Raw genomic sequence first — 14,122 nt, forward strand, 5'->3', positions numbered from 1 at the left:
TTATTTTTTGGATGGGAAACGCAACGTCTTCAAGATCGCCTCAAGTTCGAACATGAGTTCGCGTTTTTCACGCGAAGGTGCGTAACAGAATCCTTCGGCGATGATATACACGCGACGTTTTGAGTCGTAAATGCAGTAATTGAGGAATGGCCCGGACATGAAATCGTTGTTGAGCTGCCAGGTGCCGCGGGTTTCGAACGCGCGATGTCCGTCGATTGCGATAGACGAAAAATACGGCGTATACGAATTCTCGGTCATCATATCGGCTTGGGGCTTCGTACCGTGTATGTATTTCTTTCCGATGGAATCGCGCATCTTCACGATTTTCCCGACTCCCGGAGTACCCATGATTTTTTCAGGAATCTGATAAATGATGATGCTCGTGCTGCCGCTCACGATTTCCTTTTTGAACCACAAAAAGCGCTTGCGTTGCATGACCATACGATAATCGGGCGGAATGTCTATGGCGACTTTGAATTTCTTCTCTACGGCTTTGTCGCTTTCGAGTGATTTTCGAAGATGCAATTGTGCCTGCTGGATTTCGGTGCTGCGGATCCGGCTTATGATTTCGGGCGCGTGTTCTTCTATGAGCGCAATGATGTCGGCCGTGTTCTTGCCGTTGATGTACACCACGTTTTGCGGTGTCATGTATTGGTTCTGACGAATTTCGAAACTCGTCGTCGCGGTTTTTTTGACCACGATGATGTTTCGGCTGTTGGTCATATAGCCTTCGAGCAATTTCACGGGATATTGGTTGATCGTGAACAACGGCTCTTCCTGCGGCAGGCCCAAAACCGGAGTGGCGAACTTGTTGCGCAGCGAATCTCCGATCTCGCCGTTCCAAAGTAAATCGTCGATGATGAGGGAAACCTGGTTGTAGTTTTGCTGCGCGTCGGCAAACGGCTCTTTTTTTTCGCAGCAGATCAGCACGAGCGTCAAAATCGGCAATAAAAAAAGGGCTTTCTTCATGAGTTGAATAAAGCCCTAAAAGTAATCAATATTTTTTCGTCAGCCCGAAATCTTGAGCTTCATGCCTGGCTTGAGGTTGTTGCCGCTGATGCCGTTCCATTTCTTGATGTCTGAAACGCTCACGCCCGGATATTTCTTGGCGATGCTGAACAACGAGTCGCCTTTCTTCACGTAATAGTGTTCATCCAATTTCTTGGAAGACGACGCCAATCGGTCTTTTTTCGACGGTTTTTCGACAGATGCGATATCGTTCGCGATTTCCGTTTTCGCCACGATAAGCTTCGTACCGATCATCACGTTGTTGTCCGAAAGGTTGTTCCATTCTTTCAAATCGTCCATAGACACGTTATTGCGCTTGGCGATCGTACTCAAATTGTCGCCTCTGACGACTACGTATTCGACATTCTTGAATTTCGGTTCTTCCGATTTCGCGGCGTCCTCGTTTCCGTTGATGATATCCGAAATCTTGAGCTTGCTGTTCAAACGCACGGTGTTGTCCGAAAGGTTGTTCCATTTCTTGAGATCGTCTACGCTCACGTTGAATTTGCGTGCGATTCCGGCAATGTTGTCGCCTTTTTCAACTACGTAAAATTGTGGGTTTTCGTTAGCTGTAACAGTTGTTGAAGTTGCCGGTGTGGTTTCTTCTTTTTTGTCGTTCGATGCGATCGCAGTTTCTTCTTTCGGTTCCGGTTTCGATTTTTTCGAATTCACGGCTACCGATTCGGTCGTCACGATTTTCAAAGTTCGCCCAAGAGGTACGACATTTTTGCGCAATCCGTTCGATTTTTTGATGCTCGCGATAGAAACGCCGTACTTGTCTGAAATCTCGCCCAAGCTGTCGCCTTTGCGCACTTTGTGGTAACGCACGCGGGTTTTGGAAACATAACCGTCTTCGGCATCGGTTGCCTGTTTGGTCGAATCTTTTCTGGCCAAAGCCGATTGGATCACGCTGTAAGGACGCTCGCGACGGCTGCCTTCATGTTCGGCATACGCATAGATTTTTTCTTCGTTCGAGGTGAAGATCGCCATCTTGTCGTTCGGCAATCTCAAATAATGCGCCTTGTCGAAGTAGGCCGGAATCGTGTTGAGTTTATACGACGGATTCAGCAATTGCAATTGTGAAACCGGAATGTCCAACAAATCGGAAAGCTGCTTGAACGTGAGCTGCTTGCGCACCATGACCGTATCGGTCTGGAAATGCTTGACGAGCGCGCGGTTCGGAACGATTCCATGTTCCTTGTGGTATTCGTAAATGTACATCGTGGCCAGGAAAGCCGGCACATAACCTGCGGTTTCCTGCGGAAGGTGCTTACGGATGTTCCAGTAATTCTGTTTTCCGCCCGAACGACGGATCGCCTTTGCTACGTTTCCGGGCCCGGAATTGTAAGAGGCCAAAACCAAATCCCAATCGCCGAAAATACGGTACATGTTCGCCATGTATTGGGCCGCGGCTTCGCTGGCTTTGAGTACGTCGCTTCTCTCATCGACATACGAATCGATTTTAAGATTGTACTGTTTACCGGTTTGGTACATGAACTGCCAAAGTCCGGTCGCGCCGACTCTTGAAACCGCTTTCGGGTTCAATGCCGATTCGACGATCGCCAGATACTTGATTTCTAGCGGAACGTTGTATTTCGCAAGCGCTTCCTCGAACATCGGGAAATAATATTCCGAGATGGCCATAAGGCGTTCGTAGGCGCGTTTTCTGTTTTTGAGGAAATTTTTCGTGAGATTTTCAAGCCCCGGATTGTACTCGATGTTGAACGGCGATTTCGTATCCATCTCGGCCAAACGCTTCTTGAAAAGTTCGGTCGACCATCCTTCGCTGTAATCTACCTTTTGATCGAGGTCGATGTTGCGGATGTCTGCCGAAAGATCATTGAAAAGTTCGGGATTTGTTAGCTCTTTCATCCAAAGGCTGTCTACGCAGGCCGCCATGTTATCGTAAACGAAAGTGGCTTTGATGGAATCGAGGTACGAAAGTTTGATCTCAGGTTTTACAGCTGTTTCAAGTTGAGCCGACTCTTGTGCAAAGGTCGAGGCCGAGAGGAGAAGCAGCAAAGAAAGTGTGGCATTTCTTAAATTCATTCTCTACGTTTTTAGGACCGCGATACGGGAAATCCTCAGTGATCGCGGCTTCAATTCGTGATTTGTTTTCTTTGAAAATTTTGTCGCACTGTTTACCAGAACGTTGCCAAAAAGCTATTTTACAACTTTTTGGGATTTTGCAAACATAATAATACTATAACAAAATTCGCTAATGATATAACTTCAAATTGATTCTAACAGTATACTTTTTAACATTCTCATCAACATTATTAACAAAAAAGACGGTCGAATGGACCGTCTTGTTACAGTATCGCGATACTATTCTATTCCAAAATCGCTGCGATTCCGGGAAGGGTTTTTCCTTCGAGCATTTCGAGCATTGCGCCTCCGCCCGTAGACACATAACTCATTTTCGGCTCAAGTCCGAATTGTTTCACTGCCGCAACCGAATCTCCGCCGCCGACAAGTGAAAATGCACCGTTTTTGGTCGATTCGGCAATGTAATTTCCGAGTTCGATCGTTCCGTTTGCGAAATTTTCCATCTCGAAAACGCCAAGCGGCCCGTTCCAAAGGATTGTTTTTGATTCGAGGATCACTTTCCTGAAATTCTCTAAAGATTTCGGACCCGCGTCAAGCCCTTGCCAGCCCGCCGGGATTTTAGTCACGTCAATGATTTGCGTTTTGGCATCGTTCGAAAACGAATCCGCGGCAACCACATCTACGGGAATATGGATCTGGACGCCTTTTTGTTTGGCCTTTTCAAGGATTTCAAGCGCCAGGTCGAGTTTGTCGTTTTCGCAGATCGAATCGCCGACTTCGCCACCTTGCGCTTTGATGAACGTGAAAGTCATCCCGCCGCCCAAAATCATGTGGTCGACTTTGTCGAGGATGTTTTCGATTACGGTGATTTTGGTCGAAACTTTCGATCCGCCAAGAACCGCGGTTACCGGTTTTTTGCTGTCTTTCAAAACTTTGTTGAGACTGTCGATTTCCTTGGCGAGCAAGTACCCGAAACATTTGTCGTTCGGGAAGAATTTCGCGATGATCGTCGTCGAGGCATGCGCGCGGTGAGCCGTTCCGAACGCGTCGTTCACGTAAATGTCGCCCAAAGACGCAAGTTCTTTCGCATACGTTTCGTCTCCGGCTTCTTCCTCGCTGTAAAAACGCAGGTTCTCGAGCATCAGCACTTCTCCGGGTTTCAAATCTTCGGACGCTTTTTTGGCGACTTCACCTCTCGAATCTTCGGCGAATTTCACCTTAACGCCAAGAATTTCAGACGTTTTATCCAAAATGTGCTTAAGCGAATATTTTTCTTCTTTGCCTTTCGGACGACCCAAATGCGACATCAAAATGACGCTTCCGCCGTCTTTGAGGATTTTGTCGATGGTCGGTTTTGCGGCTTCGATGCGCGTGTCGTCGGTCACGTTGAAATTGTCGTCCAAAGGAACGTTGAAATCCACGCGGATCAAGGCTTTTTTATTTTTGAAATCGAAATTGTCTACGGTTTTCATTCGTGTCTGATTTTAAGAGAAGCACAAATATAGGTTTTTCCGACGACCCGAAAACCCAACAAAAAACCTCGATTGTCCTAGTAGGCGCAGACAAAAGAGGTTTTTTCGTAAAACAGGTAAAAATTGAGTCGGTCGGACTGTTTTCGCATCGCATCACAGTCCGTCACAAATGAACGCAAAAGCCACACAGTCTGAAACTTAAAGAGGTAAATTCGAAAAATATTGAGGTGGATTTTCAACGCAATCGATTTCGTAAAGCGCAGATTTCAGACGTTTTGTTCGTCCTTGTTGATCGCCGCGAGGAATTCTTTTTCGTAACTCGCCGAAATCGGGATTTCCTCCTCGCCTATGTGCACAATTTTGTTGCGGACTTTCTCGATTTTCGGGATCGATACGATAAACGAACGGTGCACGCGAATGAATCCCGAAGACGGCAATTTTTCCAAAATCGCTTTCATCGTCATGCGCGCCACGACCGTTTTTTGATTTTGGATGTGGATTTTGAGATAATCGTCGAGCCCTTCGATGAACAAAATATCGGCGATCGGAATCTTGATCAGGCTATAATCGGCGCGGATGAACAAGAATTGCTGTTCGGCATTCTGGTTTTGGTACTTGTATTGCGTCTTCACTTTTTCGACGGCTTGTGTAAACCTCGACAGCGAAAACGGCTTCATGATATAATCGACGGCGTTGAGGTTGAAGCCTTCCACGGCATATTCGGAATAAGCAGTCGTGAAAATCACCATTGTCTTGTGCGGCAGATTCCGATAAAAATCGATACCTGAAATTGACGGCATGTTGATGTCGAGAAAAAGCAGATCGACCGGATACTTGCGCAAATGCTTCATCGCTTCATCGGCCTTGTTGAAGGTTTTCTGCAAAGCGACATAATCGACCTGGTCGCACAAAGCTTTAAGCACTTCGAGCGCAGGCGGTTCGTCGTCAAGAGCGATCGCGCGGATCATAATTCGAGTGTTAGCGTTACGGAATAATGCTCTTCGTCTTCCTTGATATCGATGGTATGACGTCCGGCGTATAACATTTCGAGCCTTTCGCGTGTATTCGCCACGCCGATTCCACCTTCATTATGCACCGAATGTACTTTTCTGTTCGACACGAAAAGCCTCAGTTTATCGCCAAGGATTTCGATGCTGATTTGAATTTCGGAATTTTCATCGGGATTCACACCGTGCTTGAACGCATTTTCGATGAACGAAATCAGGATCAAAGGCGTAATCTGTTTTCCGAAAGGCGTGCCGACGCACACATAATCGATCTTCACCGTATCGCCGAGACGCGATCTTTGAAGCGCGATGAAATTGTCGATGTAGTTGATTTCCTTGTCGAGCCCGATCACGTTATTGTTCGCATTGTTCATGATATACCGCATGAGTTCGGACAATTGCACGACCGAATCGGCGGTCTTGTCGTCCTTTCGGATGGCCAGCGCGTAAATACTGTTGAGCGTATTGAACAAAAAATGCGGGTTGATCTGGGCTTTCAACAGCGAAAGTTCGGCTTCCATGCGATCGCGTTCCGAGGCTTGCAGACGGCGGCTTATCGACAGGAAAAGACTCGCCAGAACACCCGTGAGGAAAATCAGGATCGTGTGCGCGTTCTGGTTGGGTTTCATCATCGGCGGACCGAATCCGGGTTCGAAATCGGGAGGCGGCGGCAAATTGTGAAGCATTCCGGGCGGCGGACCGAATTTCGGACCATCGCCCAATATCGAGACTTCGGGCCTGTCGAACAAGAACGCCATCGCCAGGAAGAAGCACAAAAACAGGAAAACGATAAAGAAATACAACGTCCTTTTCTGTGCGAAATACAATTTCGGGATCAGGAAATAATAATTCAGGTAAAAGAAAAGCAGCAGGAACACATACACGCCAAAGTACGTGCGGTCGTGCCCGTTCCACGAAAGGTTCGGGCTGCGCATGAACCCGCCTTCTGCCGTAAAAATATACGGAAGCAGCAAAAATGCCACACACAAACACGCATGCGTCGCATAAAAAGCGAAGTTCATTTTGGCGAAATATCCCATTCTCATGGCGAAAGTACGGTTTGGTGAAACCTGACGGAAATTAAAGCGGTAAATTAAACATTTCCTGCGGAGTTGGCTCAAACATGGCGCTTCACGGCTTGTCGCTTTGGCCGAATACGCTATATTTGCCACATGCAGTTTTCCGAAATCCTAGGCCAGGAACATCTCAAGAGCCATCTGATAAAAAGTGCTTCTTCGGGACGCATTCCGCATGCCCAACTTTTCGTCGGACCTGAAGGAAGCGGAACTTTGCCGATGGCGATCGCGTATGCGCAGTTCATCCTCTGCAACAATTCCGGAACCGAAAATTCGGGCGGAAACGAAGCCTGCAACCTCAAATTTGATCATTTTGCGCATCCGGATTTGCATTTCGTGTATCCGACGGTGACCACCGAAGACGTCAAGACCAAACCGAAAAGCGTCGATTTTTTGACGGATTGGCGCGACTTCCTCAAAACGAATCCGTATGCGAGCCTTTTCGATTGGTATCAAATGCTCGGTGTGAAAAATAAGCAAGGCGAGATTCGGGTTGAAGATGCGAAGGAAATCCTCAAATCGCTCGCACTCAAATCGTTCGAAGGCGGTTACAAGATCATGATCATCTGGATGGCCGACAAACTCAACACCGAGGCGTCGAACAAAATCCTCAAACTGCTGGAAGAACCAGAACCGCAAACCGTTTTCATCCTGATTACCGAAAACGAGGAAGATATTTTGCAAACCATACATTCGCGTTGCCAGGTATTGCAATTCAACGCGTTGCCCGAAAAAGTGATCGCCGAAGCATTGGTTTCCCGTGAAAATATGGTGCCGCGCGATGCGTTGCGCTTGGCCAGACAGGCACAGGGAAATTTCAACAAAGCGTTGCATTTGCTGCACGAAGACGGAGAAGATACGCCTTTCGAGGAATGGTTCGTGCAATGGGTACGTGCCGCTTTTCGAGCGAAAGGAAATGCGGCCGCGATAACCGACCTGATCGTCTGGAGCGAGACGATTGCCGGCTTGGGGCGCGAAACACAGAAAAAATTCCTGAATTTCTGCATCGATATTTTCCGCCAGGCGCTGTTGCTCAATTACCAGGCGACACCGTTGGTTTATTTCGAACCGAAAGTCGATAAGTTCAAACTCGAGAACTTCGCGCCTTTTGTGAACGACAAGAACATTTCGGAAATTTTTGCCGAACTTTCGGACGCGATCTATCACATCGAACGCAACGGGAACGCGAAAATCGTATTGACCGACCTATCGATAAAACTCACACGTCTCATCCACAAAAAATAACCCCATGAACTACGCATCCATACTGATCTTGCTGTTTTTGGCCGTGACTTTCATTCAATCGGGCTACGACAAAGTCTCCGATTGGAAAGGCAACGTAGGCTGGCTCAAGGAACATTTCGCCCAGACTTTGTTGCGCAACAGCGTGCCTTTGGCTTTGTTCATCATTTTGGCGCTAGAACTCGTGGCCGGTATTTTTTGCGTCGTCGGAAGCATACAGCTCTTAACGAACGGCGAACGCAATTACGGTTTCTACGGAGCGGTTTTCGCGTGCATCACGTTGATTTTCCTTTTGTTCGGGCAACGCATCGCCAAAGATTATGACGGCGCGCGCACCATTGCGATTTACTTTATTCCCGCGGTCATGGCTGTGTATTGGCTAGGCTAAGCGTGGCGCGGTAGAGCTTGAGTTCGTCCCAGGTGAATTCGTCTCCGTGTTTCTCTTTTAAAGTTCCGACGGCATCTTCCGGATTAAATCCGATGAAGATTTCGGCAAGTGCATCCAATCTATCCTGCGGCAAAACATCTGAAATCAGGATTGATTGGTTCTCGATCAGCTTTGCCAAATGCGTATAAATCGTTTGCTTGGTAAGCTTTCGATGCGCGGCTATTTCCTTGACCGACATTTGCTGTTGCCACAATTCGTACGTCTCTTGAACGGTGTGTTTCTTCGGCTCTTTTTTCTGTTTTTTGGATGAGGTGCGTCCGATTGGCGCGTCATCCGGAATAACTTCGCCGAATTTTTGCGTGAACAGTTCGCGGATTTCGCGGATTTTGTCGTCGCGATAATTTTTGGCCGCGACAGTCGAAAGGCTTTCTTTGGAAATTTCCGCTCCTGAAGCGACCACTTCCATAAAGCGTTTCATGCGCAGCAATTGCAGTACGGCTTTGGTCTGTTCTTCCTCAAGCTCTATAAGTTCCGAGTAAAATTCCTTGGTTTTTTTGACGCGTCTCACCTCTTCTATCTTAAGCAGAAGTTCTCCTACGAGTTTATCCATCGGATGCAGGAAATAATTGATCGCCGCCTCTATGCGCTCCGAAATGAATTGGATATCAGTAGTTTCAGAATCAAATAGCCGGTCGAGTTGCATCATGAATTTCGCGGCCGGATCGAGCAGTTTCTCAAGGGTTGCGTATTGTTCGTCGGCCCAGGTTTTGTGTTTTCCTTTCTCGCTTCTCGCGGTTTCTTGCGTGTAACTGAATTTGTGGTTGCGCCATTGCTGTGCCAATTCCTGCCATTCGAAGCTGTTTTTCAAAACGTTGCGCACAAAACCTTGGCTCTCGCGTTTTAAAGAATGTTCGAGAATGTCAAAATCGGCTCGGTTTTCGGCGTACTGCATGACATCGGGATCGTTCTCGAGGCCATTCATCTTTAGCGGAGAAAGCAAAATAAGGCCGTCTAACGAACGAAGTCGCGAAAAAGCGACATAGGCTTGTCCGGGCTGGAAAATATGGCTTACGTCAAGCGCAGCTTTGTCGAACGTCAATCCCTGGCTTTTATGGACGGTAATTGCCCACGCAAGCTTGATCGGGTAATGCACGAACGTACCCAAAACCTCTTCGGTAATCTCTTTCGTATTCGGATTCACGACATAGCGGATGTTTTGCCATTCGTATCGCTCTACAGGGATAGTTTTGTTTTCCTCGGGAAAGTGGACGAGGATTTCCTGTTGTGACAAAGCCGCCACAGTTCCGGTTTTTCCGTTATAAAACAATTTCTCGGCCGACAAATCATTTTTCACGAACATGATCTGCGCCCCGACTTTGAGCCGCAGTTTTTCTTCGATCGGATAAATCTTTTCGGGAAAATCATCGGTGATTTCGGGCGAATATTCGAACGTTCTTTGGTCCAAAACCTCCAAAGCCGCGAAATTGATCGCATCGGCCTTGGCATTGTGCGTCGTCAGCGTGATGAAACCGGGATTGTCGCGCAGGTTGAAATCGGGTTTCACATGAGCGTTCAAAGCTTGTACGTCTTCACGTGAAACAATGTTGTTGCGCAGATTGTTGAGGATGTTGATGAAAACGTCGTCTGTCTGGCGGAAAATCTTGGTAAGCTCTATGTACAAAGGCGGATGCTGCTGCACGACATGCGAATGGAAAAAGAACTTGCCGCGGTAATATTTGCGGAGCGTATCCCATTCCTCGTTCTTGACCACAGGTGGAAGTTGCAGCAAATCACCGATAAACAAAACTTGTACGCCGCCAAATGGAGCGCTTTTCTTGCGCACGGACTGCATCATGAAATCGACCGCATCTAGTAAATCGGCACGCAACATACTGACTTCGTCTATGATCAGCAATTCCATGTTCCGGATGACGCTGCGTTTTACCGCATTCATCTTGAAATGGCGTCTTAGGCTGTCGCGCGTCTCGAATTTTACAGAATCGGAAAACGTCGGCGTGGAATAATCGGGAATAAAAGCCCCGAACGGCAACTGAAACATCGAATGGATCGTGACGCCGCCCGCATTCAGGGCAGCAATTCCCGTTGGTGCGACCACGACGGTATTTTTGTGTGTGGTCCGGATGATTTCGCGAAGGAGTGTGGTTTTTCCGGTACCGGCTTTTCCGGTGAGGAAGATCGAGCGATTCGTTTGGTTGATGAATCGCAAAACGTAGGATGCGGCTTCAGACAGTATCATTTTGGCGTGTATTGGATTCGGAAAAATACAAATTAATTCGTTAAAAATCAGCGCACATAAATAAAAAATGCCTCCCGTATGGAAAGCATTTTTCATGGCATTTCATTCGACTTATTTTTTCTCGGCCGGAGCAGTTTCGGCTTTCGCCTGATCGTTCGCCTCTGGCTTAGCGGTCTCTTTTTTGCCTTCTTTTTCGTACTTCTCGTTCATGGCCTTTACCACATCTTTGGTGATATCATATTGGTCTTTCGCGTAAAGCACAGAAGCAGAAGCGCCTGTTCCGAAAATATAATCGTAGCCTTTTTCTTTTCCGTAATCTTTTAGGAATTTCTCGACTTTAGTCACTACAGAATCCTGCTCCACTCCGCTCTCTTCCTGCAATTGACGAAGTAACGCTTGTTGTGCATATTGCAACTGCTGTTGTCTTTGGGCAAGCGGCCCGCTGTTTTGTTGCGCCCAGATTTCGCCCAGCGCGCGTGCTTTTTGTTGGAAAGCTTCGGCATCGCGCTTCCAGCGATCGGTTTCGGCTTTCAATTCCTTGCCCATTTCTTCGCCTTTTGCTTTGTATTTCGCTTCGAGGTCTTTCATTTCGGTGTAATCCTTCATGAGTTGCTCGGTGTCTACGTAAGCGGTTTTGAACTGTGCTTGCTCGGCCGATTTGTTGCACGAAGCGAAAGTGATTGCGATTGCCAATATTGCCAGCGTCTTTTTCATTCTGTATCTGTATTTCGGTTTTTTAAAGTTTGCGTAAAAGTATAAAAATTAGGCGAGCGCAGAAGTTTTGTCCCAAATTTCGGGCTCTGATGGTTTATGCTTTCTTGATTATGTAAATCAAAGACGAATATTCGCCCGTTTTTTTAGCTTTATTGTTGGATTTCAAACCGTTAAGAAACGCTTTTATCGGATTCATCGCACCCGAACGGTATTTTTCAGACAACAAGCTGACATAAAACGCATCGAACGGCATCGGCCGTGTGTCGACGAGCTTCAAACCTGCATTTTCGCTCAATTTTGCAATGGCTGACTTCGAGAAATGCCACAAATGTCGTGGCACGTCGTAAGCTGCCCAAAATTCCCCATACAATTCCGCATCGTGCGATTTGAAGTTAGGAACAGCTATTATGATGACGCCATTTGGTTTAAGAAGGCGGTTCAATTCCAAAAGTTGAGCCGACGGATCGGGAACGTGTTCCAAAACATGCCACATGGTGATGGCGTCGAATGAACCGTTTTCAAAATCTTCAGTTCCATTTGAAAATTGGATTCCTTTTGCTTCTGCAATCGATCTTGCCTTAGTGCTAGGTTCTATCGCCGAAACATTCCAGCCATTTTCTTTTGCAACCGACAAAAAATCGCCAGTTCCCGCCCCGATATCCAAAAGACGTCCTTTTGACGGTTGAAGCGTGTTTACAAGATTCAACTTGTTTTTGAGCGCTATTTTTTTAATAAACTGATAAACTTTTTCAAAAAGCGAACGTTTTCCGTCGGTATGCGAAATATAATCGTCGCTTTCGTAATAAGCCGCGAGTTTCTCTCCTTCGGGTTTTGGAAATGTGTAAAGCAAATCTAACCGCTCATCTTTGAGTAATTGGAAAGTTTCTTTAGACACCGAATGATCTTTAACGGTCAAAAATGCTTTTTTTTCAGTTGAATTCATACTTGTTTTTAAAACAAAATTGCCGTGAAAAACACAGCAATCTCTTTATTTATAAGGCTTTCCGACATTCGTTCCACGTGAAACTCATCTGCCCATGTGAACCAATAACACCGAAATATCGCTTGGAGAAACGCCACTTATTCTCGATGCTTGAGAAATATTTATCGGGCGGATTGCCGAAAGTTTCTGTTTTGCTTCAATAGACATCGATTTGATTTTCTCATAATCGAAATTTTCGGGAATCTTGACATCTTCCAAACGCGTCAGCTTATCGGCATTATTGCGTTCTTTTTCTATATAGCCCGAATATTTCACCTGGATTTCGGCTTGCTCGATGATTTCCATGTCGAGATCGTTCTCGGCAATGTATTCTTTTACCTTGTCGAATTTAAGAACATCCTCCAATTCGATTTGCGGTCGCGAGAAAACCTTGAACATTTTATCGGACTGGCTCATGAGTGCGCTTTCCTTTTCTTGCAGAATCGGATTTGCTTCCTCAACAGACACACTCGTCTGTTTGAAGAAATTCACCATCTTTTCGCTCTCGTTGAACTTATGCTCCATTCGTTGCATACGTTCGTTTGAAGCCAATCCGATGGCGTGTGATTTTGGTGTAAGACGGAAATCGGCATTATCCTGGCGAAGCAACGTACGATATTCCGCTCTTGAGGTAAACATGCGATACGGTTCTTCGGTTCCTTTGGTAATCAAGTCGTCGATCAAGACACCGATGTAAGCCTCGTCGCGTTTCAAAATAAACGGATCTTGCTGCTTTACTTTTAACGCTGCATTGATTCCCGCCATCAATCCTTGGGAAGCGGCTTCTTCGTAACCCGTCGTCCCGTTAATCTGACCAGCAAAGTACAATCCTTCGACTAATTTTGTTTCAAGAGTGTGTTTGAGTTGTGTCGGCGGAAAATAATCGTATTCGATTGCATAACCTGGACGAAAGAATTTGACATTCTCGAATCCGGCAACCGTTTTAAGGGCTTTGTATTGAATATCTTCTGGAAGTGATGTCGAAAATCCGTTCACGTATACTTCGACCGTATTCCATCCTTCGGGTTCGACAAAAATCTGATGTCTCTCCTTATCCGCAAAACGATTGATTTTATCTTCGATTGATGGACAATATCTCGGCCCTAGGCTTTTAATCCTTCCGTTGAACATGGGCGAACGATCAAACCCTTCACGCAAAATATCGTGGACTTCGGGCGATGTGTAGGTCATATAACATGACCGTTGAACTGTCAACGGCTTTGTCATATCGGAATATGAAAATTTTTGTGGGTTTGCGTCGCCTTTCTCTTCATTCATTTTAGAATAGTCGAGCGAGCGGCCGTCTACGCGTGGTGGCGTTCCGGTTTTCATACGTCCGGCTTCAAATCCGGCTTTGGCCAAATCTTCGGTGATTCCGAATGCGGCACTCTCGCCTGCCCTTCCGCCACCGAATTGTTTTTCTCCGATGTGGATCAACCCGTTCAAAAAAGTTCCGTTCGTGAGCACGACGGTTTTCGCTTTGATCTCGACACCGAGAGAAGTTTTGATTCCCTCAATTTTTCCGTTCTCGATTATCAGACCGCGAACCATCTCTTGATAGAAATCGAGATTCGGGGTTGCTTCGAGCATGAGACGCCATTCTTCTGCAAATCGCATACGGTCGCTTTGGACACGAGGCGACCACATGGCCGGTCCTTTCGACTTGTTCAACATTTTGAACTGGATTGCGGTATTGTCTGAAACAATTCCTGAATACCCGCCCAAAGCATCGATTTCGCGCACGATTTGGCCTTTCGCGATTCCGCCCATAGCCGGATTGCACGACATCTGCGCTATGTTTTGCAAGCTCATCGTGACCAAAAGCGTCTTGCAGCCCATGTTGGCTGCAGCCGCCGCTGCTTCAGATCCTGCGTGGCCCGCGCCGACCACTATAACATCATAAACATTTTCAAACATAATGTTCCAC

General features: G+C 46.7%; 11 protein-coding genes. 2 read left to right on the top strand and 9 right to left on the bottom strand.

Annotated features, from left to right (window positions below):
• The 5 genes from HZF10_RS04220 to HZF10_RS04240 all read right to left on the bottom strand — a co-directional run bounded on the left by HZF10_RS04220 (nucleotide 1) and on the right by HZF10_RS04240 (nucleotide 6,582).
• Entirely contained in the window at nucleotides 1-969 is a 969-nt protein-coding gene (locus HZF10_RS04220) for a DUF4837 family protein (protein WP_176004939.1), read from the bottom strand.
• Between the two features lie 39 nt (nucleotides 970-1,008).
• Nucleotides 1,009-3,057 carry a LysM peptidoglycan-binding domain-containing protein gene (locus HZF10_RS04225; protein WP_176004940.1) on the bottom strand — a complete coding sequence of 683 codons (2,049 nt, stop codon included), beginning with the start codon at nucleotides 3,055-3,057 and terminating at the stop codon, nucleotides 1,009-1,011.
• Nucleotides 3,058-3,341: 284 nt separating this feature from the next.
• Nucleotides 3,342-4,529 (bottom strand): phosphoglycerate kinase, encoded by a 1,188-nt coding sequence (locus HZF10_RS04230; protein WP_176004941.1) that lies wholly within the window; start codon nucleotides 4,527-4,529, stop codon nucleotides 3,342-3,344.
• 266 nt (nucleotides 4,530-4,795) lie between these two features.
• The gene (locus HZF10_RS04235; protein ID WP_176004942.1) at nucleotides 4,796-5,497 is read right to left on the bottom strand and encodes a LytR/AlgR family response regulator transcription factor; all 702 of its coding nucleotides are present in this window, start codon (nucleotides 5,495-5,497) and stop codon (nucleotides 4,796-4,798) included.
• Complete coding sequence (locus HZF10_RS04240; protein ID WP_176004943.1) at nucleotides 5,494-6,582, bottom strand: sensor histidine kinase; 1,089 nt, start codon at nucleotides 6,580-6,582, stop codon at nucleotides 5,494-5,496. The genes HZF10_RS04235 and HZF10_RS04240 overlap by 4 nt, the downstream gene beginning before the upstream one ends.
• A gap of 126 nt (nucleotides 6,583-6,708) precedes the next feature.
• Between HZF10_RS04240 and HZF10_RS04245 the strand changes: the two genes are divergently transcribed.
• Nucleotides 6,709-7,857 (top strand): DNA polymerase III subunit, encoded by a 1,149-nt coding sequence (locus HZF10_RS04245; protein WP_176004944.1) that lies wholly within the window; start codon nucleotides 6,709-6,711, stop codon nucleotides 7,855-7,857.
• A gap of 4 nt (nucleotides 7,858-7,861) precedes the next feature.
• A complete protein-coding gene (locus tag HZF10_RS04250; protein ID WP_176004945.1) occupies nucleotides 7,862-8,242 on the top strand; it encodes a DoxX family membrane protein in 381 nt (126 codons plus the stop codon).
• On the opposite strand, the gene HZF10_RS04255 is transcribed toward HZF10_RS04250, so the two are convergent.
• The 4 genes from HZF10_RS04255 to mnmG form a co-directional block, all read right to left on the bottom strand.
• Nucleotides 8,217-10,499 (bottom strand): helix-turn-helix domain-containing protein, encoded by a 2,283-nt coding sequence (locus HZF10_RS04255; protein WP_176004946.1) that lies wholly within the window; start codon nucleotides 10,497-10,499, stop codon nucleotides 8,217-8,219. The genes HZF10_RS04250 and HZF10_RS04255 overlap by 26 nt on opposite strands.
• A gap of 111 nt (nucleotides 10,500-10,610) precedes the next feature.
• On the bottom strand, nucleotides 10,611-11,213 hold the full coding sequence (locus HZF10_RS04260) for an OmpH/Skp family outer membrane protein (protein WP_176004947.1): 603 nt from the start codon (nucleotides 11,211-11,213) through the stop codon (nucleotides 10,611-10,613).
• Nucleotides 11,214-11,307: 94 nt separating this feature from the next.
• A complete protein-coding gene (locus HZF10_RS04265) occupies nucleotides 11,308-12,156 on the bottom strand; it encodes a class I SAM-dependent methyltransferase (protein WP_176004948.1) in 849 nt (282 codons plus the stop codon).
• 84 nt (nucleotides 12,157-12,240) lie between these two features.
• Nucleotides 12,241-14,112: a tRNA uridine-5-carboxymethylaminomethyl(34) synthesis enzyme MnmG gene (mnmG, locus tag HZF10_RS04270; RefSeq protein WP_176004949.1), complete on the bottom strand. Its 1,872-nt coding sequence runs from the start codon at nucleotides 14,110-14,112 to the stop codon at nucleotides 12,241-12,243.
• Nucleotides 14,113-14,122 lie beyond the last annotated feature (10 nt).

Origin of the sequence: Flavobacterium agri (assembly GCF_013401995.1) — a bacterium.
Lineage (GTDB): Bacteria > Bacteroidota > Bacteroidia > Flavobacteriales > Flavobacteriaceae > Flavobacterium > Flavobacterium agri.